Annotated in this window: 26 protein-coding genes; 18 read left to right on the forward strand and 8 right to left on the reverse strand. The window is 73.2% G+C overall.

Translation table 11 applies throughout. The annotated features are described in order from the left end of the window. Nucleotide 1: 1 nt before the first annotated feature. From ACH45N_RS06405 to ACH45N_RS06445, 9 genes are all read left to right on the forward strand, one after another. The gene (locus tag ACH45N_RS06405; protein ID WP_397392239.1) at nt 2–1,189 is read left to right on the forward strand and encodes a hypothetical protein; all 1,188 of its coding nucleotides are present in this window, start codon (nt 2–4) and stop codon (nt 1,187–1,189) included. A 26-nt stretch (nt 1,190–1,215) separates the two neighbouring features. Then, the gene (locus ACH45N_RS06410; protein WP_397392241.1) at nt 1,216–1,647 is read left to right on the forward strand and encodes a zf-TFIIB domain-containing protein; all 432 of its coding nucleotides are present in this window, start codon (nt 1,216–1,218) and stop codon (nt 1,645–1,647) included. A 181-nt stretch (nt 1,648–1,828) separates the two neighbouring features. Further along, the gene (locus ACH45N_RS06415; protein ID WP_397392243.1) at nt 1,829–1,960 is read left to right on the forward strand and encodes a hypothetical protein; all 132 of its coding nucleotides are present in this window, start codon (nt 1,829–1,831) and stop codon (nt 1,958–1,960) included. Then, nucleotides 1,957–2,049: a K(+)-transporting ATPase subunit F gene (kdpF, locus tag ACH45N_RS06420; RefSeq protein ID WP_020016455.1), complete on the forward strand. Its 93-nt coding sequence runs from the start codon at nt 1,957–1,959 to the stop codon at nt 2,047–2,049. The genes ACH45N_RS06415 and kdpF overlap by 4 nt, the downstream gene beginning before the upstream one ends. Nucleotides 2,050–2,054: 5 nt before the next feature. Next, nucleotides 2,055–3,722 carry a potassium-transporting ATPase subunit KdpA gene (gene kdpA / locus ACH45N_RS06425; RefSeq protein ID WP_397392245.1) on the forward strand — a complete coding sequence of 556 codons (1,668 nt, stop codon included), beginning with the start codon at nt 2,055–2,057 and terminating at the stop codon, nt 3,720–3,722. Continuing rightward, nucleotides 3,719–5,911 (forward strand): potassium-transporting ATPase subunit KdpB, encoded by a 2,193-nt coding sequence (gene kdpB / locus ACH45N_RS06430; RefSeq protein ID WP_397392247.1) that lies wholly within the window; start codon nt 3,719–3,721, stop codon nt 5,909–5,911. The genes kdpA and kdpB overlap by 4 nt, the downstream gene beginning before the upstream one ends. A gap of 31 nt (nt 5,912–5,942) precedes the next feature. Beyond that, nucleotides 5,943–6,569, forward strand: a complete 627-nt coding sequence (gene kdpC / locus ACH45N_RS06435; RefSeq protein ID WP_397392249.1) for a potassium-transporting ATPase subunit KdpC — start codon at nt 5,943–5,945, stop codon at nt 6,567–6,569. 4 nt (nt 6,570–6,573) lie between these two features. Then, the gene (locus ACH45N_RS06440) at nt 6,574–9,153 is read left to right on the forward strand and encodes a DUF4118 domain-containing protein (RefSeq protein ID WP_397392251.1); all 2,580 of its coding nucleotides are present in this window, start codon (nt 6,574–6,576) and stop codon (nt 9,151–9,153) included. Then, a complete protein-coding gene (locus ACH45N_RS06445) occupies nt 9,150–9,872 on the forward strand; it encodes a response regulator (protein WP_397392253.1) in 723 nt (240 codons plus the stop codon). The genes ACH45N_RS06440 and ACH45N_RS06445 overlap by 4 nt, the downstream gene beginning before the upstream one ends. A 25-nt stretch (nt 9,873–9,897) precedes the next feature. On the opposite strand, the gene ACH45N_RS06450 is transcribed toward ACH45N_RS06445, so the two are convergent. Further along, on the reverse strand, nt 9,898–10,659 hold the full coding sequence (locus ACH45N_RS06450) for an alpha/beta fold hydrolase (RefSeq protein ID WP_397392255.1): 762 nt from the start codon (nt 10,657–10,659) through the stop codon (nt 9,898–9,900). A 6-nt stretch (nt 10,660–10,665) separates the two neighbouring features. Between ACH45N_RS06450 and ACH45N_RS06455 the strand changes: the two genes are divergently transcribed. Further along, complete coding sequence (locus ACH45N_RS06455) at nt 10,666–10,818, forward strand: hypothetical protein (RefSeq protein ID WP_397392257.1); 153 nt, start codon at nt 10,666–10,668, stop codon at nt 10,816–10,818. A 31-nt stretch (nt 10,819–10,849) separates the two neighbouring features. Here ACH45N_RS06455 and ACH45N_RS06460 read toward each other — a convergent pair whose 3' ends face one another. Further along, nucleotides 10,850–11,266, reverse strand: a complete 417-nt coding sequence (locus ACH45N_RS06460; protein ID WP_397392259.1) for a MarR family winged helix-turn-helix transcriptional regulator — start codon at nt 11,264–11,266, stop codon at nt 10,850–10,852. A 51-nt stretch (nt 11,267–11,317) separates the two neighbouring features. On the opposite strand from ACH45N_RS06460, the gene ACH45N_RS06465 reads away from it, so the two are divergent. Further along, nucleotides 11,318–11,932 (forward strand): TIGR03086 family metal-binding protein, encoded by a 615-nt coding sequence (locus ACH45N_RS06465; RefSeq protein WP_397392261.1) that lies wholly within the window; start codon nt 11,318–11,320, stop codon nt 11,930–11,932. Here ACH45N_RS06465 and ACH45N_RS06470 read toward each other — a convergent pair. Beyond that, the gene (locus ACH45N_RS06470) at nt 11,832–12,884 is read right to left on the reverse strand and encodes a DMT family transporter (protein WP_397392262.1); all 1,053 of its coding nucleotides are present in this window, start codon (nt 12,882–12,884) and stop codon (nt 11,832–11,834) included. The genes ACH45N_RS06465 and ACH45N_RS06470 overlap by 101 nt on opposite strands. Nucleotides 12,885–12,952: 68 nt before the next feature. Between ACH45N_RS06470 and ACH45N_RS06475 the strand changes: the two genes are divergently transcribed. Together ACH45N_RS06475 and metG are read left to right on the forward strand one after the other, a co-directional pair. Beyond that, a complete protein-coding gene (locus ACH45N_RS06475) occupies nt 12,953–14,536 on the forward strand; it encodes a PLP-dependent aminotransferase family protein (protein ID WP_397392264.1) in 1,584 nt (527 codons plus the stop codon). Nucleotides 14,537–14,618: 82 nt separating this feature from the next. Then, a complete protein-coding gene (gene metG / locus ACH45N_RS06480; RefSeq protein WP_397392266.1) occupies nt 14,619–16,337 on the forward strand; it encodes a methionine--tRNA ligase in 1,719 nt (572 codons plus the stop codon). 164 nt (nt 16,338–16,501) lie between these two features. Here the strand turns inward: metG and ACH45N_RS06485 are convergent, their stop codons facing one another. Next, nucleotides 16,502–16,957 (reverse strand): SufE family protein, encoded by a 456-nt coding sequence (locus ACH45N_RS06485; RefSeq protein ID WP_121385377.1) that lies wholly within the window; start codon nt 16,955–16,957, stop codon nt 16,502–16,504. A gap of 88 nt (nt 16,958–17,045) precedes the next feature. Here ACH45N_RS06485 and ACH45N_RS06490 point away from each other — a divergent pair, with 88 nt between their 5' ends. Next, complete coding sequence (locus ACH45N_RS06490; protein WP_397392268.1) at nt 17,046–17,357, forward strand: DUF3175 domain-containing protein; 312 nt, start codon at nt 17,046–17,048, stop codon at nt 17,355–17,357. Nucleotides 17,358–17,361: 4 nt separating this feature from the next. Here the strand turns inward: ACH45N_RS06490 and ACH45N_RS06495 are convergent, their stop codons facing one another. Then, nucleotides 17,362–18,255 (reverse strand): sulfurtransferase, encoded by an 894-nt coding sequence (locus ACH45N_RS06495; RefSeq protein ID WP_397392270.1) that lies wholly within the window; start codon nt 18,253–18,255, stop codon nt 17,362–17,364. Between the two features lie 142 nt (nt 18,256–18,397). On the opposite strand from ACH45N_RS06495, the gene ACH45N_RS06500 reads away from it, so the two are divergent. Next, the gene (locus tag ACH45N_RS06500; protein WP_397392272.1) at nt 18,398–18,916 is read left to right on the forward strand and encodes a hypothetical protein; all 519 of its coding nucleotides are present in this window, start codon (nt 18,398–18,400) and stop codon (nt 18,914–18,916) included. A 40-nt stretch (nt 18,917–18,956) separates the two neighbouring features. On the opposite strand, the gene ACH45N_RS06505 is transcribed toward ACH45N_RS06500, so the two are convergent. Next, nucleotides 18,957–20,264, reverse strand: coding sequence for a transcriptional regulator (locus ACH45N_RS06505; protein ID WP_397392274.1), 1,308 nt, complete (start codon nt 20,262–20,264; stop codon nt 18,957–18,959). A gap of 289 nt (nt 20,265–20,553) precedes the next feature. Here ACH45N_RS06505 and ACH45N_RS06510 point away from each other — a divergent pair, with 289 nt between their 5' ends. Continuing rightward, complete coding sequence (locus tag ACH45N_RS06510) at nt 20,554–21,183, forward strand: hypothetical protein (protein WP_397392276.1); 630 nt, start codon at nt 20,554–20,556, stop codon at nt 21,181–21,183. A gap of 273 nt (nt 21,184–21,456) precedes the next feature. Here ACH45N_RS06510 and ACH45N_RS06515 read toward each other — a convergent pair whose 3' ends face one another. Beyond that, nucleotides 21,457–23,136: a von Willebrand factor type A domain-containing protein gene (locus ACH45N_RS06515; protein WP_397392278.1), complete on the reverse strand. Its 1,680-nt coding sequence runs from the start codon at nt 23,134–23,136 to the stop codon at nt 21,457–21,459. Nucleotides 23,137–23,378: 242 nt separating this feature from the next. Here ACH45N_RS06515 and ACH45N_RS06520 point away from each other — a divergent pair, with 242 nt between their 5' ends. Together ACH45N_RS06520 and ACH45N_RS06525 are read left to right on the forward strand one after the other, a co-directional pair. Further along, entirely contained in the window at nt 23,379–24,902 is a 1,524-nt protein-coding gene (locus tag ACH45N_RS06520; RefSeq protein WP_397392280.1) for an aldehyde dehydrogenase family protein, read from the forward strand. 97 nt (nt 24,903–24,999) lie between these two features. Next, nucleotides 25,000–25,431, forward strand: coding sequence for a DUF779 domain-containing protein (locus tag ACH45N_RS06525; RefSeq protein ID WP_377231504.1), 432 nt, complete (start codon nt 25,000–25,002; stop codon nt 25,429–25,431). On the opposite strand, the gene ACH45N_RS06530 is transcribed toward ACH45N_RS06525, so the two are convergent. Further along, entirely contained in the window at nt 25,388–25,894 is a 507-nt protein-coding gene (locus ACH45N_RS06530) for a hypothetical protein (protein WP_397392282.1), read from the reverse strand. The two genes, ACH45N_RS06525 and ACH45N_RS06530, sit on opposite strands and share 44 nt — an antisense overlap. Nucleotides 25,895–25,936: the final 42 nt, after the last annotated feature.

The raw sequence follows: 25,936 nt of genomic DNA on the forward strand, positions 1-25,936 counted from the left end.
CATGGCGGAGCTCACCGACGGCGGCCCGGCCGCCCATCACGCCTACCCCTGCGCGCAGTGCGGGGCCGCCGTCGAGTTCGCGGCCGGCACCGGCACGCTGACCTGCCCGTACTGCGGTCACGAGCAGGAGGTCGCCGCCGTCGTCCGCGAGGTGCGTGAGCACGACTTCGCGGCGCTCGCGGCGACGGCCCGGCCCGCCGCGCCCGCGGCGCACGACTACCGCTGCGACACCTGCGGCGCCGTCACCACCAGCGACCACCTGTCCCAGAAGTGCGGGTTCTGCGGGTCGCCGATGGTCGCCGAGGTCGAGACCCTCGGCCTGGTCGAGCCCGAGGCGGTGCTGCCCTTCGAGGTGGACCGGGCGGCCATGCAGGGCGCCCTGCAGACCTGGGTGCGCTCGCGCTGGTTCGCGCCGTCGGCCCTGAAGAAGGTGGTCTCGGCGGAGCAGGCGCACGGCGTCTACCTGCCGCACTGGACCTTCGACGCGCGCACCCGCTCGGACTACACCGGCCAGCGCGGCGAGCACTACTGGGTCACCGAGACCTACACGACCACCGACTCCGAGGGCCGCAGCCAGACCCAGACCCGGCAGGTGCAGAAGACCCGCTGGTACCCGGCGTCGGGCACGGTGGCGCGGGACTTCGACGACGTGCTCGTCACCGGGACCCACCGGGTCATGCCCGAGCACCTGGCGAAGCTCAGCCCGTGGCCGCTCCAGCAGGCCCGGGCCTACCAGCCCGACTACCTCGCCGGCTACGAGACCCTGCGGTACGACGTCGAGCCCGAGGCCGGGCTGGAGCACGCCAAGGGGGCGATGGCGCCGGTCATCGAGAACGACTGCGAGCGCGACATCGGCGGCGACGTGCAGCGCGTGCACCAGGTGCACACCAGCTACGCGGCGGTGACCTACAAGCTCCTGCTGCTGCCCGTGTGGATCGCCACGTACCTGTACGGCGGCAAGCCGTTCCAGGTGCTGGTCAACGCCCGCACGGCCGAGGTGGTCGGGGAGCGGCCGTGGTCGGCGTGGAAGATCACGCTGGCCGTGCTGGCCGGTTTGCTCGTCGCGGCGGCGATCGTCTGGGCGGTCGTGGCGAACGGCGACGGCGGCTCGGCGGGCGCGCTCGCGGACGGGCTGGTGGACGGCCTCCGAGGAACCGCGGGCCCGCCCCGTCCGTTGGCCGATCGGTAGACGACGACCGCAAGGAGACCAATCCGATGCTGTGCCCCATCGACCAGACCACGCTCGTCATGTCCGAGCGCAAGGGGATCGAGATCGACTACTGCCCCACGTGCCGTGGCGTGTGGCTCGACCGTGGCGAGCTCGACAAGGTGATCGACCGCTCGGTGGAGACCGAGATCGCGGCCGAGAACCGGCCGGCGACGCCGCCGGCCGCACCCGCCGCCCCGCCCGCGCCGAACCCGGTGCACGCCGGCCCGGCCTACGGCTCGCCGCAGCCGGCCTACGACCCGCGCTACGACGACCGACGTCGTGACGACGACCGCCGCCGCGACGACGACCGTCGCTACGACCGGGACCGCCGGTACGACAACGAACGCCGGTACGGGTCGTACGACGACCGCCGCCACGACCCGCGGTACAAGAAGAAGCGCAAGGAGTCCTTCCTGGAGGACCTGTTCGACTTCTGATGCGCCCTCGAACGTAGGGTCCGTCGGCCCATGAGCGCTCATGAGCCGACGGACCCTACGTTCAACTCCCTGGGTCCTTGCCGGCCGCCTCCGTCAGAGGGGCGTTAGCGGGCGTTCGGGCGCCGTCAGCGTTCCGTCAAGGAGTGGTTCCACCGGTCGCGCGCAGGCGTAGACCAGTGGCATGACCGATCTGGCCTTCATCCTGCTGACCGTGGCGTTCTTCGCCGCGGTGGCCCTGGTGGCGCGCCGCGCCTCCGCGCGCCACGACTCCGCCCGCCACGACTCCGCCCGTCCCTCGGGGAGGCGGAAGTGAACCCCTTCGACGCCGTGGGCCTGGTGCTGACCCTGGCGGGCCTCGTCTACCTCTTCGTGGCGCTGATCCGCGCCGACCGGACGCGGTGAACGCCATGAGCACACCGGTTCTCGTCGCGGTCGCGCAGGTGCTCGTCCTGCTCGCTCTGCTCGCCGCCGTCCACGCGCCGCTGGGCGCGTACATGGCGCGCGTCTACTCCAGCCCCGAGCACCTGCGCGCCGAGCGCCTCTGGTACCGCCTGGTCCGGGTGGACCCGGACGCCGAGCAGCGCTGGACCACCTACCTGATGTCCCTCCTGGGCTTCTCGCTCGTCTCCGTGCTCTTCCTGTACGGGCTGCTGCGCCTGCAGGCGTACCTGCCCTGGAGCCTGGGCTTCACCGGGTTCGACCCGGCCGGCGCCTGGAACACCGCGGTCAGCTTCGTGACCAACACGAACTGGCAGTGGTACTCGGGCGAGGCCGCCGCCGGACACCTCGTGCAGATGGCCGGCCTGGCCGTGCAGAACTTCGTCTCGGCCGCCGTCGGCATGGCGGTCGCGATCGCCCTGGTGCGGGGCTTCGCCCGCTCGGGGACGGACGCCCGGGTCGGCAACTTCTGGTCCGACCTGACGCGCGGCGTGACGCGCATCCTGCTGCCCCTGTCCCTGGTGGCCGCGATCCTGCTCATGGTGGGCGGCGTGATCCAGAACCTGGACCCGCACACCGCGATCACCACGGTCGAGGGCGCCACCCAGCAGTCGCTGGGCGGCCCGGTGGCCTCCCAGGAGGCCATCAAGGAGCTCGGCACCAACGGTGGCGGCTTCTTCAACGCGAACTCCGGCCACCCGCTGGAGAACCCGACGCCGTTCACCAACCTGGTCGAGATCTTCCTGATCCTGCTCATCCCGTTCACCCTGCCGCGCACCTTCGGCATCCTGGTGGGCGACAAGCGGCAGGGCTGGGCGATCCTCGGCGTCATGGGCGGCCTGGCGCTCGCGTCGCTGGTGCTGACCACCTGGGCCGAGATGGCGGGGCCGGGCGCCGCGCCGCAGGCGGCGGGCGCCGCCATGGAGGGCAAGGAGACCCGGTTCGGGCTCGCGGGCAGCGCGCTCTTCGCGGTGGCGACGACGGCGACGTCGACGGGCGCGGTCAACGCGTCCCACGACTCGCTGACGGCGCCGGGCGGCGGGCTCGTGCTGTTCAACATGCTGCTGGGCGAGATCGCGCCGGGCGGTGTGGGCGCGGGCCTGTACGGCATGCTCGTGCTCGCCGTCGTCGCGGTCTTCATCGCGGGCCTCATGGTGGGCCGCACGCCGGAGTACCTGGGCAAGAAGATCGGCCGGCAGGAGATGACCCTCGTCGCCCTGTACGTGCTGACCACGCCCGCGCTGGTCCTGGTGGGCACGGCGGCCGCCGTGGTGGTCGAGCCCGGCCTGGTGGGTATCCAGGAGGCCGGGCCGCACGGCCTGTCCGAGGTGCTGTACGCGTTCGCCTCGGCGGCGAACAACAACGGCTCCGCGTTCGGCGGCCTCACCTCCGGCACCCCGTTCTACGAGGTGACGCAGGGTCTGGCGATGCTCGTCGGCCGGTTCGTGCCGATCGCGCTGGTGCTGGCCCTGGCGGGTCGCCTCGCGAGCCAGACGGCGGTGCCGGCGACGGCGGGCACCCTGCCCACGCACCGCCCGCTGTTCGCGGGCATGCTCGCGACGGTCGCGATCGTCGTCGTGGGGCTCACCTTCATCCCTGTTCTTTCCCTCGGTCCCGTTGTGGAGTCCCTGTCATGACCATCGACACCCGGGACGTCCCGGACGTCCCCACCCAGGAGCCCGTGCCCGACGGCGGCACGCGGCACCGTTCGGAGCGGCGCGCGCCGCGCGCCCTGACCTGGGCGCAGCTCCGGTCCGCCCTCCCGGGCGCGCTGCGCAAGCTGGACCCGCGCGTGCTGTACACCTCACCCGTCATGTTCGTGGTCGAGGTGGGCGCGCTGGTCACGACCGTGCTCGCGATCATCGAGCCGGACGCGTTCGCCTGGTGGATCGCGGTGTGGCTGTGGGCCACCGTGCTGTTCGCGACGCTCGCCGAGTCCGTGGCGGAGTCGCGCGGCAAGGCGCAGGCCTCCACGCTGCGCGCCACGCAGAAGCAGACGACGGCGCGCAAGGTCGACGCCCCGCAGGACACCCTGGCCTCGGGCACGCGGCTGGACCTGCTCCCCACGGTCGAGGTGCCGTCCTCGACGCTGCAGGTGGGCGACGTCGTCGTGGTCGCGGCGGGCGAGACCGTCCCGGGCGACGGCGACGTCATCGAGGGCGTCGCGTCCATCGACGAGTCGGCGATCACCGGCGAGTCCGCGCCCGTCATCCGCGAGTCGGGCGGCGACCGCAGCGCCGTCACGGGCGGCACGGTCGTGCTGTCCGACCAGGTCGTCGTGCGCATCACGGCGCCCGCCGGGTCCACGTTCGTGGACCGGATGATCGCCCTGGTCGAGGGCAGCGAGCGCCAGAAGACGCCGAACGAGATCGCGCTGAACATCCTGCTCACGTCGCTGACCATCGTGTTCCTGCTGGCGGTGGCCACGCTGCAGCCGTTCGCGGTCTACTCGGGCTCACGGCAGTCGCTGCTGGTCCTGGTGGCGCTGCTGGTCTGCCTCATCCCGACGACGATCGGCGCGCTGCTGAGCGCCATCGGCATCGCGGGCATGGACCGGCTGGTGCAGCGCAACGTGCTGGCGATGTCGGGCCGTGCCGTGGAGGCGGCGGGCGACGTGGACGTGCTGCTGCTCGACAAGACGGGCACCGTCACGTACGGCAACCGCCGCGCCACGCAGGTGCTGCCGGTGAGCCGGGTGACGCCGCAGGAGCTCGCGGTCGCGGCGCGGCTCGCGTCGCTGGCCGACGAGACGCCGGAGGGGCGCAGCATCGTCGACCTGGTCGACGAGAGGTACGGCGTGGGTGAGGAGCTGCCGCTGGACGCGGAGCTGGTGCCGTTCTCGGCCCAGACCCGGATGTCGGGCGTGGACCTGCCGCTGACCCGGTCGAGCGAGGCGGGCGGCGCGGGGCACACCGAGCTGCACCGCATCCGCAAGGGTGCGGGCAGCGCGATCCAGCGCTGGGTGCACAGCACGGGTGCGCGGATCTCCGAGAAGGAGGTCAAGGACCTGGAGAAGCACGTCGACGCCGTGTCCCGGGCCGGCGGCACGCCGCTGGTGGTCGCGGAGCAGGTGGGCGAGGCGCCCGCGCGGGTGCTCGGCGTCGTCCGCCTGAAGGACGTGGTCAAGGAGGGCATGCGTGAGCGGTTCGACGAGCTGCGCGCCATGGGCATCCGGTCGGTGATGGTCACGGGCGACAACGCCGTGACCGCACGGGCCATCGCCGCGGAGGCAGGGGTGGACGACGTCCTGGCGGAGGCCACGCCGGAGGACAAGCTGGCGCTCATCAAGCGCGAGCAGGAGGGCGGCAGGCTCGTCGCGATGGCCGGCGACGGCACGAACGACGCCCCGGCGCTGGCCCAGTCCGACGTCGGCGTGGCGATGAACACCGGTACGTCCGCCGCCAAGGAGGCGGGCAACATGGTGGACCTCGACTCGGACCCCACCAAGCTCATCGAGATCGTGGAGATCGGCAAGCAGCTCCTCATCACGCGCGGCGCGCTGACCACGTTCTCCGTGGCGAACGACGTCGCGAAGTACTTCGCGATCCTGCCCGCCATGTTCATGACCGTGTTCCCGCAGCTCGAGGCGCTGAACATCATGCGGCTGGCCAGCCCCGGCTCCGCCATCCTGTCGGCCGTCATCTTCAACGCGCTGATCATCCTCGCGCTGATCCCGCTGTCGCTGCGCGGCGTGACGTACCGGCCGGCGTCGGCGTCGTCCCTGCTGACGCGCAACCTGCTGGTCTACGGGCTCGGCGGCCTGGTGGCGCCGTTCATCGGGATCAAGCTCATCGACCTCGTCGTCTCGCTGCTCCCGGGCCTGTAGCCCGGTCCCGAGCAGACCGAAAGGAAATCCCATGGCATCGACCACAGTCGCGAGTGACCTCGCGGCGCTGACCCGGCACTCGCTGGCGGGGCTGCGCATGCTGCTCGTGCTCACCCTCCTGCTGGGGCTGGCCTACCCGCTCGCGGTGACCGCCGTCGGGCAGGTGGCCTTCCCCTGGCAGGCGAACGGCTCGCTGGTGCGGGCCGACGGCACGCACACCACCGACCGCTCGGAGGCGGTGGGCTCCGCGCTCGTCGCGCAGGGCTTCGAGGGTGCCGAGTACTTCCACCCGCGGCCGTCGGCCGCGGGCGACGGGTACGACACGTCCGCCTCCGCCGCGTCGAACCTCGGCCCGCTCAACCCGGACCTGGTCGCGACGATCGAGGAGCGCAAGGCCGCCGTCGCCGAGCTGGAGGGCGTGGACCCGGCGGACGTCCCGGCCGACGCCGTCACGGCGTCCGGCTCGGGCCTGGACCCGGAGATCAGCCCGGAGTACGCCGCGATCCAGGTCGCCCGGGTCGCGCGCGAGCGCGGCCTCCCGGTGGCCGACGTCGAGGCGGCCGTCGCCGCCCACACGGCCGGGCGCACCCTGGGTGTGCTCGGCGAGCCGCGGGTGAACGTGCTGGAGCTCAACCTCGCCCTCGATGACGCACACTGATCCCATGAGCACCGGACGCCGGGGCCGCCTCACGGTCTACCTGGGGGCGGCCCCTGGCGTGGGCAAGACCTACGCCATGCTGGACGAGGCGCACCGGCGCCGCGCGCGGGGCACCGACCTCGTGATCGGCCTGGTCGAGACGCACGGGCGGGCCGCGACGGTCGCCAAGATCGGCGACCTGGAGATGATCCCGCGGCGGCTGGCCGAGCACCGCGGGTCGACGCTCACCGAGCTCGACGTCCCGGCGCTGCTGGAGCGCGCGCCCGAGGTGGCGCTCGTGGACGAGCTCGCGCACACCAACGCGCCCGGCTCGCAGCACGCCAAGCGCTGGCAGGACGTGCACGACCTGCTGGACGCCGGCATCGACGTGGTCACCACGGTCAACGTGCAGCACATCGCGTCGCTGACCGACGACGTCGAGGCCATCACCGGCGTGCGGCAGCGCGAGACCGTGCCGGACCAGGTGGTGCGCGACGCCGACCAGATCCAGCTCGTCGACCTCTCGCCGGAGCAGCTGAGGCGCCGGCTCGCGCACGGCAACGTGTACCGGGCCGAGCAGATCGACGCCTCGATGTCGTCGTTCTTCCGCGTGGGCAACCTGACGGCGCTGCGCGAGCTCGCCCTGCTGTGGCTCGCCGACCGCGTGGACGACGCCCTCACCCGGTACCGCGCCGACCACTCGATCGGCGGCACCTGGCCGGCCCGCGAGCGCATCGTCGTGGCCGTCACGGGCGGGCCGGAGACGGAGACGCTGCTGCGCCGGGCGGCACGTATCGCGCAGCGGGCCGCGGGGACCGAGCTGCTGGCGGTGCACGTGCTGCCCACGGACGGGCTGCCGTCCACGCCGTCGGCCACCATCGCCGCGCACCGCGCGCTCGTGGAGTCGCTCGGCGGCGTGTTCCACACGGTGGTGGGGGAGGACGTGCCGTCCGCCGTCGTGGACTTCGCCCGCGGGGTGAACGCGACGATGATCGTCGTGGGCGTCTCCCGCCACCCCGTGTGGCGGCAGGCGCTGCTCGGCTCGTCCAGCGCGGAGATCGCCCGACTCTCGGGCACGATCGACGTGCACCTCGTGACGCACGAGCGCGCCCGCGTGGGCGTGGGGGTGCGCTCGCGGTACTCCTCGCTGTCCCCGAAGCGCCGCGCGGTCGGCTGGGGCTCGGCCCTGCTGATCCCGGCCCTGCTGACGGCCGCGCTCCTGGTGATCGGCACGGACGACGTCGCGCTCGCCACGGACGCCATGCTGCTGCTGGCGGGGGTGGTCGGCGTCGCCATGATCGGCGGGCTGTGGCCCGCCGTGGTGGCCGCGGTGGTGTCCAACCTGTGCCTGAACTGGTTCTTCGCGCCGCCGGTGGGCCGGCTCACGATCGCCCAGGGGGAGAACGTGCTCGCGCTGGCCGTGTTCGTGGTGATCGCGGTCGCCGTCGCCTCCGTGGTGGACCTCGCCGCGCGGCGCACCACGCAGGCGTACCGGGCGCGCGCCGAGGCGTCCACGCTGGCCGCGCTGTCCCGCTCGGTGCTGGCGGGCCAGGACACGGCGCAGGCGATCGTGCACCGGCTCGCCCAGACCTTCGCGATGGCGGACGTGCGCCTGGAGGAGCGTTCCGACGACCGCGCGCCGTGGTCCGTGGTGGCGCACGAGCGGTGGGTCACGGACGCGGAGCCCACGGCCGCCCCGGCCTCCGACGGCGTGCCCGGCGGTGCGTCCGGCGGTGCGGAGGCGGACCCGACCGTGACCGAGGTGGTGATCGACGACCGGCACCGGCTGGTGCTCGCCGGCCGGGTGCTGCCGGCGAGCGACCGGCAGGTGGTGGAGGCGTTCGGCGTGCAGGCCGGCATCGTGCTGGAGCGGCGCCGCCTGCGCGAGCAGGCCGCCCAGGCCGAGGTGCTGGAGCGCACCGAGAGCACCCGCACCGCGCTGCTCGCCGCCGTCTCGCACGACCTGCGCACGCCGCTCGCGGCGATCCGCACGGCGGTCGACGGCCTGTCCTCGCCCGACGTCGAGCTCGACCGGGAGGACCGCGACGTCCTGACGGCCACGATCGCGGACTCGACGCACCGGCTGGAGCGCCTCATCGGCAACCTCCTGGACCTGTCCCGCATCCAGACCGGCGCCGTCCGGCCCGCGCTGCGGGCGGCGTCGCTGGAGGAGGTGGTGCCGATCGCCGTCGAGCCGTGGCTGGCCGACCTGGCGCTCGACGTGCCGGAGGACCTCCCGCTCGTGCACACCGACCCCGGCCTGTTCGAGCGGGTGGTGGCCAACGTGGTGTCCAACGCGGTGCGGCACTCGCCGCCGGGCGCCAGGGTGCTGTTCACGGCGTCCGCCGCGCGCGACGCGGTGGAGCTGCGCGTGGCCGACACCGGGCCGGGTGTGCCCGAGGAGCGCAAGGCCACGATGTTCGAGCCGTTCCAGCGGCTCGACGACACGAGCGCGGGCGGCCTCGGCCTCGGTCTCGCGGTCGCGGCGGGCCTCGCGGACGCCGTCGGCGCCCGGATCTCGGCCGAGGACACGCCCGGCGGCGGCCTCACGATGGTGCTCACGGTGCCGCGCGAGACCCCCCTGGATGATGGGATGGCCTCGTGACCGGTGAGACGGACGGTGGTGAGGCGCGCGCGACGACGTCGGGCAACCGCGTGCTCGTGGTGGACGACGACGCCGCGCTGACCCGCGCCCTGACGATCAACCTGCGCGCCCACGGCTGGGACGTGACCGCCGCGCCGACCGGCGCGGCCGCGCTCGACGCCGTGGCGTCGGCGCGGCCCGACGTGGTGCTCCTCGACCTCGGGCTGCCCGACATGCCGGGGCTCGACGTCATCGCGGGCATCCGCGGCTGGACCCGGGTGCCGATCGTGGTGCTGTCGGCCCGGCAGCTCGGCGACGACAAGGTGGACGCGCTCGACGCCGGGGCCGACGACTACGTGACCAAGCCGTTCGCGATGAACGAGCTGCTGGCGCGGCTGCGCGCCGCCGTCCGCCGGGCGGAGCCCGCGCAGGCCGAGGAGCCCGTGGTCACCGCCGGCGACCTGCGGATCGACCTGGCGCGGCGGCAGGTGTCCCGCGCCGGGGAGGAGGTGCGCCTCAGCCCCACCGAGTGGGCGCTGCTGGAGGTGCTGGTGCGCAACCGCGGCCGGCTCGTGGACCGCAAGCTGCTGCTGCACGAGGTGTGGGGCCCCGCGTACTCCACGGAGACCAACTACCTGCGCGTCTACACGGCGCAGCTGCGGCGCAAGCTGGAGCAGGACCCGTCGCACCCGAAACACATCCTGACCCACCCGGGGGCGGGGTACCGGTTCGAGGAGTGAGGGCGTAGCCCGGCGGGCCCGTGCCCTACGACCCGTCCAGGAGGAAGGCCGTGACGTCGGGCGCGAACCGGCGGTCGGTGAGGACCTGCTCGTGGCCGCCGCCCGCGTAGGTGGTGACCGTGGCGTCGGGTATCCGGTCCGCGGTCTCGCGCACGCGGCCCGGCGGATAGACGCGGTCCTGGTCGCCGTGGATCAGCAGGACGGGTGACGCCACCTGGTCGAGCCGGCCGGCGATGTCGAACGTGTCCTCGGCCCGCAGCACGGTGGCGGCATCGGTGTGGTCGCCGGGGCCGTCGGCGAGCCACAGGCCGGCCGCCACCAGCGGCCGGAGCACGGGCGTGCCGGTGACCAGCGGGGCGAGGGCGGGGCTGGGCCGGTGTCCCGCCAGCGCGCGGTCGACGTAGCGGCGCTGTGCGTCGCGGCCGAGTGCGCCGAGCGTGTGCGCGGTGGAGGCCAGGACGAGCCGGTCGACGAGGTGCGGGTGGTCCACGGCGAGCTGCAGGGCGACGGCGCCACCGGTGGAGACGCCCAGGACGTGCACCGGACCGGACGACAGCCCGCCGATGCCGTGGGCATGGACGGCGGCGATGTCGGCCATGGTCGAGCCGACGGGCAGGCCTGGCGGGCGGTTGAGCACGTGCACGGTGAAGTGCTCCGCGAGCGGGCGCACGAGGCGCAGCACCGACCAGCGGCTCAGGCCGGTGATCGCGCCGGCCCGAGGGAGGAACAGGAGGATGGCCAGCGGTGGGCCGTCACCCACGACCAGATCGGTGACCTGCGACGTCATCGCACCATGATGGGCCCTACCGGTCGGTGTCGGCTCCACGAGCTGGCCGCGGCGACCGGCCTGGCCGAGCTCGACTCGCCGACCCACCTGTTCTGGATCGGGCCGCACGCCACGCAGGTGCACCGGGCGGTGCAGACGTTCCTGGCGGAGCTCCTCTGAGGCGCGCCGCGCCGGCTCGGGCGCGGGTGCGCTAGTCCAGGGACGCGGCCAGCGCCACCAGCGCCCGCTCGAAGCCCGCGCGCTCGCCGGCCGGAAGACCGCCCAGCAGCTCCTGCTCCATCGCGCGGATGCCGGCCTGGCACCGCTCCAGGACCCGCCGCCCCTCGGCGGTGAGCGAGACGACGCGGTTGCGGCGGTCGGCCGGGTCGGGTACGCGGCTGACCAGCCCGAGCTCCACGAGCCGGTCCAGGTTGCCGATCAGCCGGGTCTTGTCGCGCCCGGTCGCGGCCGCGAGCTGCGCCTGGGTCGGGGCGTCCTGCCGGGCGAGCGCGGTGAGCACCACGTGGTCCCACATCTGCAGGCCGGCGGCCGCGAGGACCGGCTCCTCCCGAGCGATCACGACGCGCAGCAGCCGGTCGAGCAGGTAGCCAAGCTCGGGACGCTCCACCCGCCGATCCTAACCGCGGCGCGATAATCTACCCAGGTGTATCGTCTACGCATGCTTACTTATTCGGAGATGCTCACCCTGCACCACACCGCACTCGCCGACACCACCCGCCTCGTCGAGCAGGCCGCCCAGGGCCCGCTCCATCTCGCGACGCCGTGCCACGAGTGGGACCTCGCCGCCCTGCTGTCGCACATGATCGGCCAGAACCACGGCTTCGCGGCCGCCCTCGGCGACGGCGACGCCGACGTCGCGCTCTACGCCGGTCCGGAGGTGACGCCGGACGGCGTCGTCGCCGCGTGGGAGGCGTCCGCGACGGCGCTGCGCGAGGCGTCCGCCCGCGCGCAACCAGACGCCCCCGTCCACCTGGCCGAGTTCGACGCGCAGGTCTCGGCGACGCTCGCCCTCGGGATGCAGCTGCTCGACACCGCGGTGCACGCCTGGGACGTCGCCACCGCACTCGGCACCACCTACCGGCCCGACGACGCCACCGTCGCCTTCGTGCTCGAGAGCGCGGGCGCGATCGCCGCCCGCCCCGGCGGGACGCCGGGCGTGTTCGCGCCGCCGCTCACCGGGACCGGTTCCGACCCGTGGACCGACGCCCTGCGCCTGCTCGGCCGGGACCCGCAGTCGGGCCTGCGGGGCCGGGACCCGCAGCCGGCCGGTTGACCAGCCCGAGCGCGACGCCCGCCACCACGATCGCCACACCCAGCCAGACGGCGGGGCCGGGCACCGGCCCGCCGAGCGCGACGCCGCCCACGGCCGATGCCACGGGGACGACGCCGGTGAACAGCCCGGCCCGGCCCGGACCGATCCGGCCCACCGCGGTGTACCAGAGCAGGAACGCCACGACGGTGACACCGAGCGCCAGGTGCAGCGTGGCCGGCAGGTGCTCGGCCCGCAGGGTCAGCACGGCGCCCGGCCCCTCGACCGTCACGCTCAGCACCCAGAGCGCCACGGCCGCGATCCAGACGGCGTGCAGCGAGACACCGTGCGGCCCGAGCCGGCGCAGCACGGGGACGGCCAGCAGCGTGAACCCGGCCTCGCACACCAGGGTGAGCAGCGCGTAGCCGATCCCCGCCGCGTCCGTGCGTCCGCCGCCCGTGACCAGGACGGCGCCCAGGGTCACCACCGCGGCGGCGCCCACCACGGCCGGCGTCGGCCGGGTCCCGCCCAGGAGCGGTCCCACCAGGGCGAGCAGCACGGGCACGGCGGCGACCGCCACCCCGATCACCGCGGGCTCGGCGTGCGCGACGCCGCGGACCACCCCCACGTTGAACAGCACCAGCCCGCTCAACGCCACACCCGCGAGCCAGGCCCACTCCCGGCCGCGGGGTACGGGCAGCGCCCGGCCGGTCAGCCGCAGCACCACCGCCAGCACCAGGGCCGCCAGCGTGTACCGCACGGCCTGCACCGCGAACAGCGGCGCATCGGCGAGCACACCCGAGACCGCCACCTGGCTGCCCACCAGCGCCATGCCGAGTGCGGCGAAGAGCGGGCCGGTCCAGGCCGGGCCGTGCTGGTCGGTCCGAGGGACGGCGGCGTCGTCCCGCGTGGGGCCGGTGCCGCTGCCGGTGCCGGTCCTGGTGCCGGCGCGCTGGGCCGGGGTGCTGGTCGTCATGTCCGCGAGCCTGCCGCCGCTTTGGTATATCTGACAGAGCCAAGATCGCCGATTCTGAGAGGACCAAGATGGCCGGGGCCGACTTCCTCCAGCTCGACCCCGCCCACGCCCCGGCCGGCGGGCTCACCGCCTGGCTCGCCGAGGCGGTCCGCGGTGCGGTGTCCGACAGCCGCCTGGTCCCGGGCGACCGGCTCCCCGCCACACGGGTGCTCGCCGAGCAGCTCGGCTGCTCCCGCGGCGTGGTGGTCGACGCCTACCGGCGCCTGACGGACGAGGGCCTGCTCGCCGGGCGGCGCGGCGGCGGGACGACGGTCCGGGCCGCGTGGGCCACGGCCTCAGGCTCCGGCGCGCCGGCCCGTGGACCCGGCACCGCCCCGGCGGCCCGTCCGCCGTCGTCGGGCCTCGCGGGCGGCCTGCCCGGCTTGTTCGCGCCGGGCGACCCGAGCGGCCCGGGCGGCCCGGGCGGCCCCGGCGCACCCGGTGCCGCCGGGACCGACCTGATCGACCTCTCGCCCGGCCTGCCCGACCTGTCCGCGTTCCCGCGCGCCGCCTGGGCCCGCGCCGAGCGCGCGGCCCTGGACGGCCTGGCGTCGCGCGACCTCGGCTACGGCGACCCGCGCGGCCTGCCCGCGCTCCGGGAGGCGCTCGCGGGCTGGCTCGCCCGCACCCGGGGCCTGCCCGCGCACCCGGACGACATCCTGGTGGTCAACGGCGTCTCCCAGGGCCTGATGCTGCTCGCCCGGGCGCTCGTCGCCCGCGGCACCACCCGGATCGGGTTCGAGGACCCGGGGTCCTACGGCGCGCGCGAGCACCTGCGCCGGTGGGACCTCGCGCCCGTACCCGTGCCGGTGGACGGGCACGGGCTCGACGTCGCGGCGCTGGACCGGTCGGGGGTCGACGCCGTCCTGGTCACCCCGGCGCACCAGTTCCCCACGGGTGTGGTGCTCGCGCCCGGCCGGCGGCGCGCGCTGGTCGCCTGGGCGCGGTCCGGAGCGGTGCCGGGTCCGGACGGGCTGCCGGGCCGCCTCGTGATCGAGGACGACTACGACGCCGAGCACCGGTACGACCGCCCGCCGGTCCCCGCGCTGCGCGCCCTCGCGCCCGAGCACGTGGTGCACCTGGGCAGCGTGTCCAAGACGCTCGCCCCGGGGATCCGGATCGGCTGGCTGCTCGCGCCCGCCGCGCTCCGGTCCGAGCTGGTCGAGGCCCGGTACTGGACCGACCTCGCCGGCCCGGCGCTGCCGCAGCTCGCCCTGGCGCACTTCATCACCTCGGGCGGTTTCGAGCGGCACCTGCGCCAGGTCCGACGCCGGCACCGCGCCCGGCGCGACGCCCTCCTGGCCGCGCTCGCGACCCACCTGCCCGGCGCCACGGCCCACGGCGTGGCCGCCGGCCTGCACCTGCTGGTCACCCTGCCCGGCGTCGACGACGCCGACCTGGCCCGGCGCGCCGCCGCCGCCGGGGTCCGGGTGCACCCGCTGTCGGCCCACCGGGTGGGCGACGGACCACCCGGGCTGGTGATCGGGTACGCCGCCAACCCGCCGGACCGCCTGGCCGAGGCGGTGACGCGCATCGCGGACGCCGTTGCCGGCACCACCGCCGTCGGCTCACACCGTGGTTGCGATGGCACCCCTGGCGGCGCGGGGATCTAGGCTGGGCCGTGGCTCGCTCCGCGAGCCCGCCGGACGACCGTCCGGCCACGAGATCCACACCCGAGAATCGGAGCATCCAGCGATGGCTCGCCACCTTGTCACCAGTGCGCTTCCGTACATCAACGGCATCAAGCACCTGGGGAACATGGTCGGGTCGATGCTCCCGGCCGACGTCTACGCGCGGTACCTGCGCCAGCGCGGCCATGACGTGCTGTACATCTGCGCCACCGACGAGCACGGCACGCCGGCCGAGCTGGCCGCGGCCGAGGCAGGTCTGCCCGTCGCGGAGTTCTGCGCGGGCGCGCACGAGACGCAGAAGAAGATCTACGACGGTTTCGGGCTGTCGTTCGACCACTTCGGCCGCAGCTCCTCGACGCAGAACGCCGAGACCACGCAGCACTTCGCGCGGCGGCTGAACGAGCACGGCTTCATCGAGGAGCGGGCGATCCGGCAGGTGTACTCGCCGGTCGACGGCCGGTTCCTGCCCGACCGCTACGTCGAGGGCACGTGCCCCCACTGCGGCTACGACCGGGCGCGCGGCGACCAGTGCGAGAACTGCACCCGCGTGCTGGACCCGACCGACCTGATCAATCCGCGCTCGGCGATCAGCGGCTCGACGGACCTCGAGGTGCGTGAGACCAAGCACCTGTTCCTGCTCCAGTCGAAGCTCCAGGCCGAGGTCGAGGCGTGGATCGACCAGAACAGCAAGGACTGGCCGCTGCTGTCGACGTCGATCGCCCGCAAGTGGCTCTCCGAGGGCCTGCACGATCGCGCGATCACCCGCGACCTGGAGTGGGGCGTGCCCGTCCCGGCCGACACCTGGCCCGAGCTCGCGGCCGACGGCAAGGTCTTCTACGTCTGGTTCGACGCCCCGATCGAGTACATCGGCTCCACCCAGGAGTGGGCGGACGCCGCCCCCGCGGGCGAGACCCGGGACTGGAAGTCCTGGTGGTACGAGGCCGACGACGTGCGCTACACGCAGTTCATGGCCAAGGACAACGTCCCGTTCCACACGGTGATGTTCCCGGCCACGCAGCTCGGCGTCCGCGAGCCGTGGACCATGGTCGACTACGTCAAGGGCTTCAGCTGGCTGACCTACTACGGCGGCAAGTTCTCGACGTCGCAGAAGCGGGGCGTCTTCACCGACGCCGCGCTGGAGATCCTGCCGGCCGACTACTGGCGCTGGTACCTCATCGCGAACGCCCCCGAGTCCGACGACTCGTCGTTCACCTGGGAGCACTTCGCCGGCACGGTGAACAAGGACCTGGCCGACACGCTGGGCAACTTCGTCAACCGGGTGCTGACGTTCTCCGCCAAGCGGTTCGGCGAGACCGTGCCCGCGGGCGGCGAGCCGGGCGAGGCCGAGCAGAAGCTCGGTGCCGAGGTGGCCCGGCTGCTGGCCGAGTACGAGGGGCACCTGGAGGCGCTCCAGTACCGCAAGGCCGCGAACTCCCTCCGCGCGCTGTGGTCGGCGGGTAACGCCTACCTCGTCGAGAAGGAGCCGTGGAAGCAGGTCAAGGTCGACCCGGAGGCGGCGGCGGTCTCGCTGCGCACGGCGATGAACCTGATCCGCCTCTACGCCGTGGTCTCCGAGCCGTTCGTCCCGCAGACGGCGGCGACCCTGCGCGCCGTGTTCGCCCTCGACGGCGACACCGCGACCTGGGTGACCCCGCAGGCCGCGACGGCGCTCGACGCCGTCCCGGCCGGGACGGGCTTCACCGTCCCGCCGGTGCTGTTCGCCAAGATCACCGACGACGACCTGGACGTCTACCGCGAGCGCTTCGGCGGCGGCGAGTCCTGAGCTCGGCACTCTGAGGGCTGCCGGCTGAGCACGGCAGTCTCCCGCGACGTCGGCACTTGGCATCGAGATCGGCACAGGCCTGTGCCGACCTCGATGCCAACTGCCGACGTCACGGCCGCGGCCGTGTGCAGACTGCCGACGTCGCGCCGCAGCGCGTCGATCGGTCAGACCTGGGCGGCCGCCAGCTGCTCGCGGACCTGGCGCTTGGCGCGGGTCAGCATGCCCGCCATGCCGTTCAGGCGCAGCAGGCTCACGACCTTGGTCAGGCCGAGCTGCAGCGGGTAGTCCTCGGGCACGTCCAGCACCTGCTGCGCCGTCAGCCCGGTCAGGCCCTGCGCCAGGATCGAGGCGAACCCGCGGGTGGTGGGCGCCTCCTCGGGTGCGCTGGCGTGGAAGGTGACCACCCCGGCGTCGTCCACCTCGGCGAACGCATACACGGGGGACTGGCACTCCTGCACCCGCTCGAGGCGCTCGGGCGCGTCCGCGTACTTCTCGGGCAGCGGCGGCAGCTCGCGCGAGACCTCCAGCAGGAGCTGGAGCCGGTCCCGTTCGGGCGTCTCCAGGAAGGCGTCCCGCAGCTCGGCGAGAGCCTCGGGCAGGTCGACGTCGTTGGTGCTCATCCGTTCATCCTTTCACCGTCGCGGCGGCCGGGGCGAGCCGCGGGGCACGGCCCGGGCGAGTGGGCGGGTGCCGTCGTAGCGTGGCCGTATGGCCGAGAACAAGGGGTCGAAGAAGGGGTCCGACGGCGGCCCCGACCGTTGGTCGCAGGGCGTCACCGAGGGCAGTGACGCCCTGGACCTGGAAGAGGGCGTGTTCACGTGGGCCGATCCCGCGCGGATCGCCCGGTCGCTCAAGAAGTCGGCCGAGGCCAGCGACCGGCGCAAGAGCTCCCCGTACCGTTCGGCGATGTCGATGCTCACGTTCTACGTCAACCGCGCGGGCAAGGACCTCGACGCCGACCAGCGCGAGGTGCTCGAACGCGCCAAGGACGAGCTGCGCAAGGCGTTCGGCCGGGACTGACCCGTCAGACGGTGCCCGGCTCCGCGCCCGTGGCGACCGGGACGCGCACCGCGTTGCCCCACTCGGTCCACGAGCCGTCGTAGTTGCGCACGTTCGTGTACCCGAGCAGGTACGTCAGCGCGAACCAGGTGTGGCTGGAGCGCTCGCCGATGCGGCAGTAGGTGACGACGGCGTCGTCGGGGTCCAGACCCAGCCCGGCGGTGTAGATCGCGTCGAGCTCCGCGCGCGTCTTGTACGTGCCGTCCTCCGCCACCGCAGTCGCCCACGGGACGTTGCGCGCCGTCGGGATGTGGCCGCCGCGCAGCACGCCCTCCTCCGGGTAGTCCGGGATGGCGATGCGCTCGCCGGTGTACTCCTGCGGGGATCGGATGTCGACGAGCGGGCCGGTGCCGAGGTGTGCCAGCACGTCGTCGCGGAAGGCGCGGATCGTCGTGTCGTCGCGCTCGACCACGGGGTACTCGACCGGGGCGGGCGCGGGGACGTCGGTGGTGAGCTCGCGGCCCTCGGCGCTCCACAGCCCGCGGCCGCCGTCGAGCAGCCGCACGTCCTGGTGCCCGAACAGCGTGAACACCCAGGCGGTGTACGCGGCCCACCAGTTGTTCTTGTCGCCGTACAGCACGATCGTCGTGTCGCGCGTGATGCCCTTGGCGCCCATCAGGGCGGCGAACGCGGCGCCGTCGAGGTAGTCACGGATCTGCGGGTGCTGCAGCTCGGTGTGCCAGTCGACCTTGACCGCGCCGGGGATGTGCCCGGTCTCGTAGAGCAGCACGTCCTCGTCGGACTCGACCACGACGATGCCCGGGTCCTTGAGGTGCTCGGCCAGCCACGCCGTGCTCACGAGCCGTTCGGGGTGGGCGTACTGCGCGATCTTGTCCGACGGGTCGATGGGAGCGGGCATGGTTCCTCCTCGATGAGCGTGCACTGTCGAGTCTAGGAACACGAGGCGGGCTCCGGATGATCCCGGCGGGTTTCCTTCACGCAGGTCCCGCTAAGGTCGCGGCAGGCACACACGTCGTCCAGGGAGCGGAGACACCTTGATCGTGGCCCTCAACATCTTCCGTACGGAAGTGCTGCTCGGGCTGTGGCTGATCAGAGTTGTCGCGCGCTTTGCTGTGCGGTCCTGGCGAGACTCGTTCCCAGGCCCCGGCTCATCGCTTCCTTGGGCGACGATGGTCGCAGACAGGCAAGAGGCCCGTGACAGCATCTTGCAGCTGTCGTACTTCGGGATGAGCGCCCTCTGCGTGCTCGGGATCCTGGCGTTCGGCGTCCCAGCCAGGCTGCTGGGATTCCCCGTGATCTTCACCTTCCTCGGCTATCTCGCCGCGCTGGCGCCCTGCGCTGTCGTGGCCGTAGCCCATCTCACCGTCCAGCGGACGTTGAGCCTGGCGTTCGACATCGCGGATCCTCCGCCTGCCGGGGAGAGTCCTTGGGAGCTCGACGTCGAAAAGAATCCTCGTGCGTTCCTCGGGGTGTCCCTCTGGGGTCTGTCCGTATCGGTCGTTGTTGCTCTCGCGTTGACGGCTTGGCTGCCGCACCCGTTCACGTGGGCACCCGGCTGAAGGCTGATCGTTGCGGCGCGACGACAGAGTGCGGTGCCGTTCAGCGGAGCCGTCGCTCCAGCACCCCGAGGTGGGCGCGCGCCCGGGCGGCCTGCGGCCCGCCCGGCTCGGCCAGCCGCACCAGGTGGGTCCAGGCCGTGTGGTCGTCCACGCCCTCGTCGCGGGCGGTCCACTGCTCGACGGCGACGGCGTCGTCGCTGGCGTGCACCCCCGCCCGGACCTCGGCCTCCAGCTCCTCGCGCAGCCGCTCCACGCCGGGCGCGACCGAGCGGCGCAGCAGCGGCTCGGGGTACGCGGACAGGGCGCCGCGCACGTCGCCGCGGCGCAGCCGGGAGCGCACCGTGTCGACGTCGGACCGCAGCATCCGGGCGAGCCGGTAGGGGCGGGACGCGGCGAGCAGCGGGCCGTCGAGCACGCCGTCGGCCACCCGGCGCAGACGGGAGATCTCCGCCCGGACGGTCACCGGCGACAGGTCGCCCGGGTGCAGCAGCACGGCGAGCTCCTCGGCGCTGAGGCCGCGCGGGCGCTCGGCGAGCAGCAGCAGGATCTCGGCGTGCCGCAGGGAGAGCCGGCGGCCGCGCAGCGTCGGCGTGCCGAGCAGGCGCAGGTCAGGGGTGCGGTCGGAAGCGCCGCCGGCCGGGCCGGTGTCCCCGCCCGGGGCGACGTCGGCCACCCAGGGCGCGTGCCCGACGTCCGCCCCGCCCGCGCCGCCCGTGGCCCGCAGCGCGAGCTCGCGCTCGACCATGGCGACCGTGGCGCGCACCAGGGCGCGGGCGACGTGCGACCCGGCGGCACTGCCCCCGGTCAGGTCGAGGACGCCGATGATGCCGCCGGCCGGGTCGTGCACCGGGGCCGCCGTGCAGCTCAGCCGCTGGACGGGACGTGCGAAGTGCTCGGCGCCGAGCACCTGCACGGGGCGGCGCGTGGCCAGCGCGGTGCCGGGCGCGTTGGTACCCACGGACTCCTCGCGCCAGAGCGCGCCCTCGACGAAGCCGACGCCCTCCACGGCGGAGCGCACCTGCCCGCGGCCCTCGACCCACAGGAGGCGGCCGACGTCGTCGGACACCGCGACCACCAGGCCGTCGCCCGTCGCGCCGCCCACCAGGTCGCGCACCAGCGGCATCGCGACGGCCAGGGGATGGGCGCTGCGGTACTCGTCCAGCTCGTCCGACGCCGCGACCGTGACCGTGTTCGGCCTGTCGGGGTCCACACCGTTGCGCAGGCTCCGCTGCCACGACGCCGCGACGATCGGGTCGATCCCGTCGGGCTCCAGCGAGCCGGCGGAACTGACGAAGCTCTCATATGCCGCGCGAACCCAGCGCGCGTCCCGGTGTGGCACCTGCTGCATGCTGCCCCTCACCCTGTCCCGACGTCGTCGTCGAACCACGCCAGTGTAGGCATCGGACCAAGTTCATCACCACGTTGTCCACCGTGACCCCCAAGTTTTCCACCGTCGCGGGACGGTTTTCCACAGATCACAAGCGCATTACGGTCTCGCCGCGCGCACCGCGGAAAGTAGTCTTAGCGTCATTAGCACCGGTAGTTAAACGGGCTTCGCGTCCGACAGATAGTTTTCATGAGAACTCTCTTTGGGGGAAGAGTTGAACACCGTCGCTTTAGCTAGACCGGAATCGCAGATGTCTGGAACAGATGAACAGGCCGGAGACAGTCCGAGCCGTGCACTGCCCGCCATCGAGCTCGCGGACCTGCCCGCGCTGGACACCCCGCCGCCGCTCGAACCCGATGCCGGCCTCGACCTCGCCGGCGCGCGGGGCCGCCGCCGGTGGACCTTCGGCGCCGCGATCGTCACGTGCCTGGCGGTCGCGATCACGCTCTGGTCGATGTCCGCCCAGGCCGAGGAGACCGGCCGCATCCTCACCCTGACCGCCCAGATCGACAGCCAGGTCACCAGCACCTCGGCCCGGTCGCACGACCTCGCCGCCGTCCTCGAGACGGCCGAGCGGGTCTACGAGGGCTCGGAGGGCCAGGTCGCGGACCCGGCCACCCGCGACGTCCTCGCCCAGGCGCTCGCCGAGGCGCGCCAGGCCGGGGCCCAGCGGCTGACCGACGCCCCGCCGACGTCGGTGACGCAGGCCCGCACCCTGCTCGCCCAGGCCACCCACATCGAGACCTCGCTCGACTGGGCCGTGGAGGACCTGCGCGTGGCCGTCGACATGGTGCAGCAGTCGCAGGGCGCGCAGCGCGCGCTGGACACCCGCGAGCCGATCGGCAACCGGACCGTCCTCACGTCGCACGAGGGTTCCTGATCGTCCCCCGGTCCGCCGGCCGCCCGGAGCGCACGGTCCGCCTCGAGAACGACCTCGGGGACCGAAAGCGCGAAGATCGGCGTCCGGCGTCATTCCCCGGTAGCGCGCGGCCGACGAGGATTCGAATTCCGCATTGACCGCGTCCGGTCGAAAATTCCCGGACGGTTCGTCGGCGGTAAAACTATCTCCAGCGCATTCTGTATGTCTTTCGATACGGTCTGTCGAATGCGCGCCGGGTGACAGCCGCCGTCCCGCGTCGAGATCACCCCACGCTCACCCCATCGCGCGGTAGGCGTCGACCAGGTCGACGAACTCCGCCCGCAGCCCGTACGGGTCGGCGCCCAGCGCACCCGCCGCCCGGGCGCGGGCCCCGTCGAGGTTCGCGTCCGCCCGGTACTCCGAGCCCGTGGCGATCAGCCCGAGCTCCGCGACCGCGGAGGCGAACTCGAAGTCCGCCGACGGCGTCGTCGTGTACGCGGCGGCGCCGACCGGGAACTCCGCCTCGGTGCTCGCGGCGGACGGCCCGCCGTCCGGCGACTTGTACCGCACGTGCACCGTCATGAAGTCGTCACTCGTGCCGACCTCCCGGTCGGAGTACTCCAGGTCTCCGTCCGAGCCCGTGCTGCCGTCCGAACCGGCGGGGACGAGCTCGTAGAACGCCGTCACCGAGTGGCCCGCGCCCACGTCGCCGGCGTCCTTGGTGTCGTCGTCGAAGTCCTCGTCCGCCAGACGCCGGTTGTCGTACCCGAGCAGCCGGTACGAGCCCACCACGGCGGGGTTCAGCTCGACCTGCAGCTTCAGGTCCTGGGCGACGACGAACATCGTCGAGCCGAACTCGTCCACCAGCACCTTGCGCGCCTCGGCCAGGGTGTCGATGTACGCGTAGTTGCCGTTCCCGTGGTCCGCGATGGCCTCCATCATGCTGTCCTTCAGGTTGTACATGCCGAAGCCCAGCACCGACACGTAGACCCCGGACGCCCGCTCCGCCTCCACCAGCGTGGTCAGCTCCGCGGGCGAGGACGGGCCCACGTTGAAGTCGCCGTCGGTCGCCAGGATCACCCGGTTGTTCCCGCCGCGCACGAAGTTCTTCTCGGCCAGCTCGTACGCCGTGGTCAGCCCGGCCGCGCCACCCGTGGACCCGCCGGCCCGCAGCGACCGCAGGTGGTCCACCAGCACGCCGTGCTCCGAGCCGGGCACGGAGTCGGCGACCACCCGGTTGTCGCCCGCGTACGTCACGATCGACACGCGGTCGCGCTCGTCGAGCTGCTCCACGAGCAGCGCGAACGACTCCGCCAGCAGCGGCAACTTGTCGGGCTCGTCCATGGACCCGGACACGTCCAGCAGGAAGACGATGTTGTTGCCCTCCGACGTCGGCAGCGCCTCCGTCGCCTGCACACCCACCATCGCGAGCTGGTGCTCGGGGTTCCACGGGGCCTGTGCCACCTCGGTCGTCACCGAGAACGGCCGCTCGGCCCCGGCGGCGGGAGCCGGGTAGTCGTAGTCGAAGTAGTTGACCAGCTCCTCGATCCGCACCCCCTCGGGCGCGACCCCCTGGTTCACCTGGCGGCGCAGGTTCGAGTACGACGCCGTGTCGACGTCGGACGAGAACGTGGACAGCGGACTCGTCGCGACGTCCAGGAACGGCGACTCGGGGGAGTCGTCGTACTCCTCGCCCCCGGGCTCGACCGGGCCGGGCTCCGGGTAGGGCTCCGGGTAGGGCGGCACGAACGACTGGTCGCCCCGCGCCTCGGGGGCCGACGCACCGTCCAGGGCCTGCGCGCCGTCGGGGAGCGGGGCCGTGTCGGGGGCAGTCAGGGTCGTGGTCTCCGTGGTGGTGTCCGACCCGGCGTCCTGCGCGGTGCAGCCCGCGAGCGCCAGCACCACCGACAGGGCCGCGGCGAGCGGGACCAGCAGCGGGACCGCGGGGGCGGGGCGGCGTGGTGCGAGGTTCATCAGGGCTTCTCCTCGGAGTCGGCTCGTCGCACGGGCCCGGTCGGCCCGGCGATCTGTCCTTATCTGTCCATCTGTGCCGGCGCCCTCCCGGCTTGCCCCCACGAGGTCACGGTCGGGTTGCAACGCGGATGCAACGCCCCGCTGCCTAATCTCGCCGCACTCGGGTGCACCGGTGCGCCCGGGGCGCGGCTCCGCCGCCGGGCATCCCGGGGCGGGCGCGAGATCCTGCGAGGAGGCAGACCATGACCGTGTACGCAGCCCCAGGTACCGAAGGTGCCATCGCGAGCTTCCGGCCCCGGTACGACCACTGGATCGGCGGCGAGTACGTACCCCCTGCGAACGGGCAGTACTTCGAGAACCCCAGCCCGGTCAACGGGCGCACGTTCACCGAGGTCGCCCGCGGCGACGCCGACGACATCGATCGGGCCCTCGACGCCGCGCACGGCGCCGCGCCCGCGTGGGGACGCACGTCGGTCACCGAGCGCGCGATCATCCTGAACAAGATCGCCGACCGCATGGAGGAGCACCTCGAGGAGCTGGCCGTCGCCGAGACCTGGGAGAACGGCAAGCCCGTCCGCGAGACCCTCAACGCGGACCTGCCGCTCGCGATCGACCACTTCCGGTACTTCGCGGGTGCGATCCGGGCCCAGGAGGGGTCGATCAGCGAGATCGACGGCGACACCATCGCGTACCACTTCCACGAGCCGCTGGGCGTCGTCGGGCAGATCATCCCGTGGAACTTCCCGATCCTGATGGCCGTCTGGAAGCTGGCTCCGGCGCTCGCGGCGGGCAACGCCGTGGTGCTCAAGCCGGCGGAGCAGACGCCGACGTCGATCCTGTACCTCATGGAGCTCATCGCGGACCTGCTGCCGCCGGGCGTGGTGAACGTGGTCAACGGGTTCGGCGCGGAGGCGGGCAAGCCGCTCGCGAGCTCGTCCCGGATCCGCAAGATCGCGTTCACGGGCGAGACCACGACGGGCCGCCTGATCATGCAGTACGCGTCGCAGAACATCATCCCGGTGACGCTGGAGCTGGGCGGCAAGTCGCCGAACCTGTTCTTCAGCGACGTCGCCGCGGCGCACGACGAGTTCTACGACAAGGCCCTGGAGGGCTTCACGATGTTCGCCCTCAACCAGGGCGAGGTGTGCACGTGCCCGTCGCGCGCGCTCATCCAGAGCGACATCTACAGCTCGTTCCTGGCCGACGCCGTGGCGCGCACCGAGGCGATCAAGCAGGGCAACCCGCTGGACACCGACACGATGATCGGGGCGCAGGCGAGCAACGACCAGCTCGAGAAGACCCTCAGCTACTTCGACATCGGCAAGGCGGAGGGCGCCAGGGTGCTCACCGGCGGGCACCGGGCCGAGCTGGAGGGCGACCTCGCGGGCGGGTACTACGTGACGCCCACGATCTTCGAGGGCAAGAACGAGATGCGGATCTTCCAGGAGGAGATCTTCGGGCCGGTGGTGGCGGTGACGGAGTTCGCGGACTACGACGACGCCATCAAGATCGCCAACGACACCCTGTACGGGCTGGGCGCGGGCGTGTGGACGCGGTCGAGCGCGGCCGGCTTCCGGGCCGGCCGGGCGATCGAGGCGGGCCGGGTGTGGACCAACAACTACCACGCGTACCCGGCCGCGGCGGCGTTCGGCGGCTACAAGGGCTCGGGCGTGGGTCGCGAGAACCACAAGATGATGCTCGATCACTACCAGCAGACCAAGAACCTGCTGGTCAGCTACTCCCCGGACAAGCTGGGCTTCTTCTAGGCCGGCGCGGGGTGCCACGCCGGGCGGGAGGCCGGGCCGGTACGTCACCGGCCTCCTGCCCGGCGGTCCGGTTCGACTTCGAGCTCTGGGAGGTTCCATGTCCGACGACGTCCGCCCGGCCCCCGCGACCGGGCCACCTGCCGCACGGGTCGCCGTGACCGACGACGCCGCGGCGCTGCTCGTGCGCCTGCGGGACAAGCACGGCGAGCTCATGTTCCACCAGTCGGGCGGCTGCTGCGACGGCTCGTCGCCCATGTGCTACCCGGACGGCGACTTCATCACCGGCGACGCGGACGTGCACCTCGGCGACCTCGCGATCCCGGCCGCCGAGGCGGGGTCGTTCACCGTGCCGGTCTGGATGAGCCGCAACCAGTTCGAGTACTGGAAGCACACGCACCTGACGATCGACGTGGTGCCGGGCCGCGGCGCCGGGTTCAGCGTCGAGGCGCCCGAGGGCGTGCGGTTCCTCATCCGGTCGCGGCTGTTCACCGACGACGAGTGGGAACGGCTCGAGGCCATCGGGGCCTGATCCGGGGCTCGGGTCCGTCGGTCGCTCGGGAGTCGTCGGGAGCAGGTGCTTGCTCCGGGGCGAGCGCCGCGACGCCGTCCGCCGTCGCGAGGAAGAACGCGGCGACCGTGAGCCCCTGGTCGGCGGCGGCCGACCGGAGCGCCGCGTGCCAGGCCCGGTCCTCGAACGAGGGATCACCGGGGCCGGGGCGTTCCAGGACGACCACCACCGACGCGCCCGGCTCGCCTCGCAGGATCTGGTGCCAGACCCGGCCCAGGTTGCCCACCCCGATCGGGTCAGGCAGCTCCGGCACCAGATCCACGGGGACGACCACGGGCAGCGGGCGGCGCTCGCCGTCGAGCAGGGCGAACCACAGCGTGCGGCGCCGCGGCCGGATACCGCCGTGCAGGAGGTGCGCGAAGGCGAGGAGCGCCGCGTCGTCGACCAGGGGATGGCCCGGGATGATCTCGCTCGATGCTGTCATGCCGATCAGTCTGGGTGAGAGCACCGCCGGGCATGAGTTATC

This window comes from Promicromonospora sp. NPDC019610 (assembly GCF_044389365.1).
In the GTDB taxonomy this organism is placed as follows: domain Bacteria; phylum Actinomycetota; class Actinomycetes; order Actinomycetales; family Cellulomonadaceae; genus Promicromonospora.

Bases quoted from the DNA above. Each gene is read 5' to 3' on its own strand.
- ACH45N_RS06410 (WP_397392241.1), top strand. From the start codon at position 1,216: ATGCTGTGCCCCATCGACCAGACCACGCTCGTCATGTCCGAGCGCAAG.
- metG (WP_397392266.1), top strand. From the start codon at position 14,619: ATGGCTCGCCACCTTGTCACCAGTGCGCTTCCGTACATCAACGGCATC.
- ACH45N_RS06415 (WP_397392243.1), top strand. From the start codon at position 1,829: ATGACCGATCTGGCCTTCATCCTGCTGACCGTGGCGTTCTTCGCCGCG.
- ACH45N_RS06455 (WP_397392257.1), top strand. From the start codon at position 10,666: ATGATGGGCCCTACCGGTCGGTGTCGGCTCCACGAGCTGGCCGCGGCG.
- ACH45N_RS06440 (WP_397392251.1), top strand. From the start codon at position 6,574: ATGAGCACCGGACGCCGGGGCCGCCTCACGGTCTACCTGGGGGCGGCC.
- ACH45N_RS06465 (WP_397392261.1), top strand. From the start codon at position 11,318: ATGCTTACTTATTCGGAGATGCTCACCCTGCACCACACCGCACTCGCC.
- ACH45N_RS06515 (WP_397392278.1), bottom strand. From the start codon at position 23,136: ATGAACCTCGCACCACGCCGCCCCGCCCCCGCGGTCCCGCTGCTGGTC.
- kdpA (WP_397392245.1), top strand. From the start codon at position 2,055: ATGAGCACACCGGTTCTCGTCGCGGTCGCGCAGGTGCTCGTCCTGCTC.
- kdpB (WP_397392247.1), top strand. From the start codon at position 3,719: ATGACCATCGACACCCGGGACGTCCCGGACGTCCCCACCCAGGAGCCC.
- kdpC (WP_397392249.1), top strand. From the start codon at position 5,943: ATGGCATCGACCACAGTCGCGAGTGACCTCGCGGCGCTGACCCGGCAC.
- ACH45N_RS06485 (WP_121385377.1), bottom strand. From the start codon at position 16,957: ATGAGCACCAACGACGTCGACCTGCCCGAGGCTCTCGCCGAGCTGCGG.
- ACH45N_RS06530 (WP_397392282.1), bottom strand. From the start codon at position 25,894: ATGACAGCATCGAGCGAGATCATCCCGGGCCATCCCCTGGTCGACGAC.
- ACH45N_RS06510 (WP_397392276.1), top strand. From the start codon at position 20,554: ATGTCTGGAACAGATGAACAGGCCGGAGACAGTCCGAGCCGTGCACTG.
- ACH45N_RS06450 (WP_397392255.1), bottom strand. From the start codon at position 10,659: ATGACGTCGCAGGTCACCGATCTGGTCGTGGGTGACGGCCCACCGCTG.
- ACH45N_RS06525 (WP_377231504.1), top strand. From the start codon at position 25,000: ATGTCCGACGACGTCCGCCCGGCCCCCGCGACCGGGCCACCTGCCGCA.
- ACH45N_RS06470 (WP_397392262.1), bottom strand. From the start codon at position 12,884: ATGACGACCAGCACCCCGGCCCAGCGCGCCGGCACCAGGACCGGCACC.
- ACH45N_RS06495 (WP_397392270.1), bottom strand. From the start codon at position 18,255: ATGCCCGCTCCCATCGACCCGTCGGACAAGATCGCGCAGTACGCCCAC.
- ACH45N_RS06505 (WP_397392274.1), bottom strand. From the start codon at position 20,264: ATGCAGCAGGTGCCACACCGGGACGCGCGCTGGGTTCGCGCGGCATAT.
- ACH45N_RS06475 (WP_397392264.1), top strand. From the start codon at position 12,953: ATGGCCGGGGCCGACTTCCTCCAGCTCGACCCCGCCCACGCCCCGGCC.
- ACH45N_RS06405 (WP_397392239.1), top strand. From the start codon at position 2: ATGGCGGAGCTCACCGACGGCGGCCCGGCCGCCCATCACGCCTACCCC.
- ACH45N_RS06520 (WP_397392280.1), top strand. From the start codon at position 23,379: ATGACCGTGTACGCAGCCCCAGGTACCGAAGGTGCCATCGCGAGCTTC.
- ACH45N_RS06490 (WP_397392268.1), top strand. From the start codon at position 17,046: ATGGCCGAGAACAAGGGGTCGAAGAAGGGGTCCGACGGCGGCCCCGAC.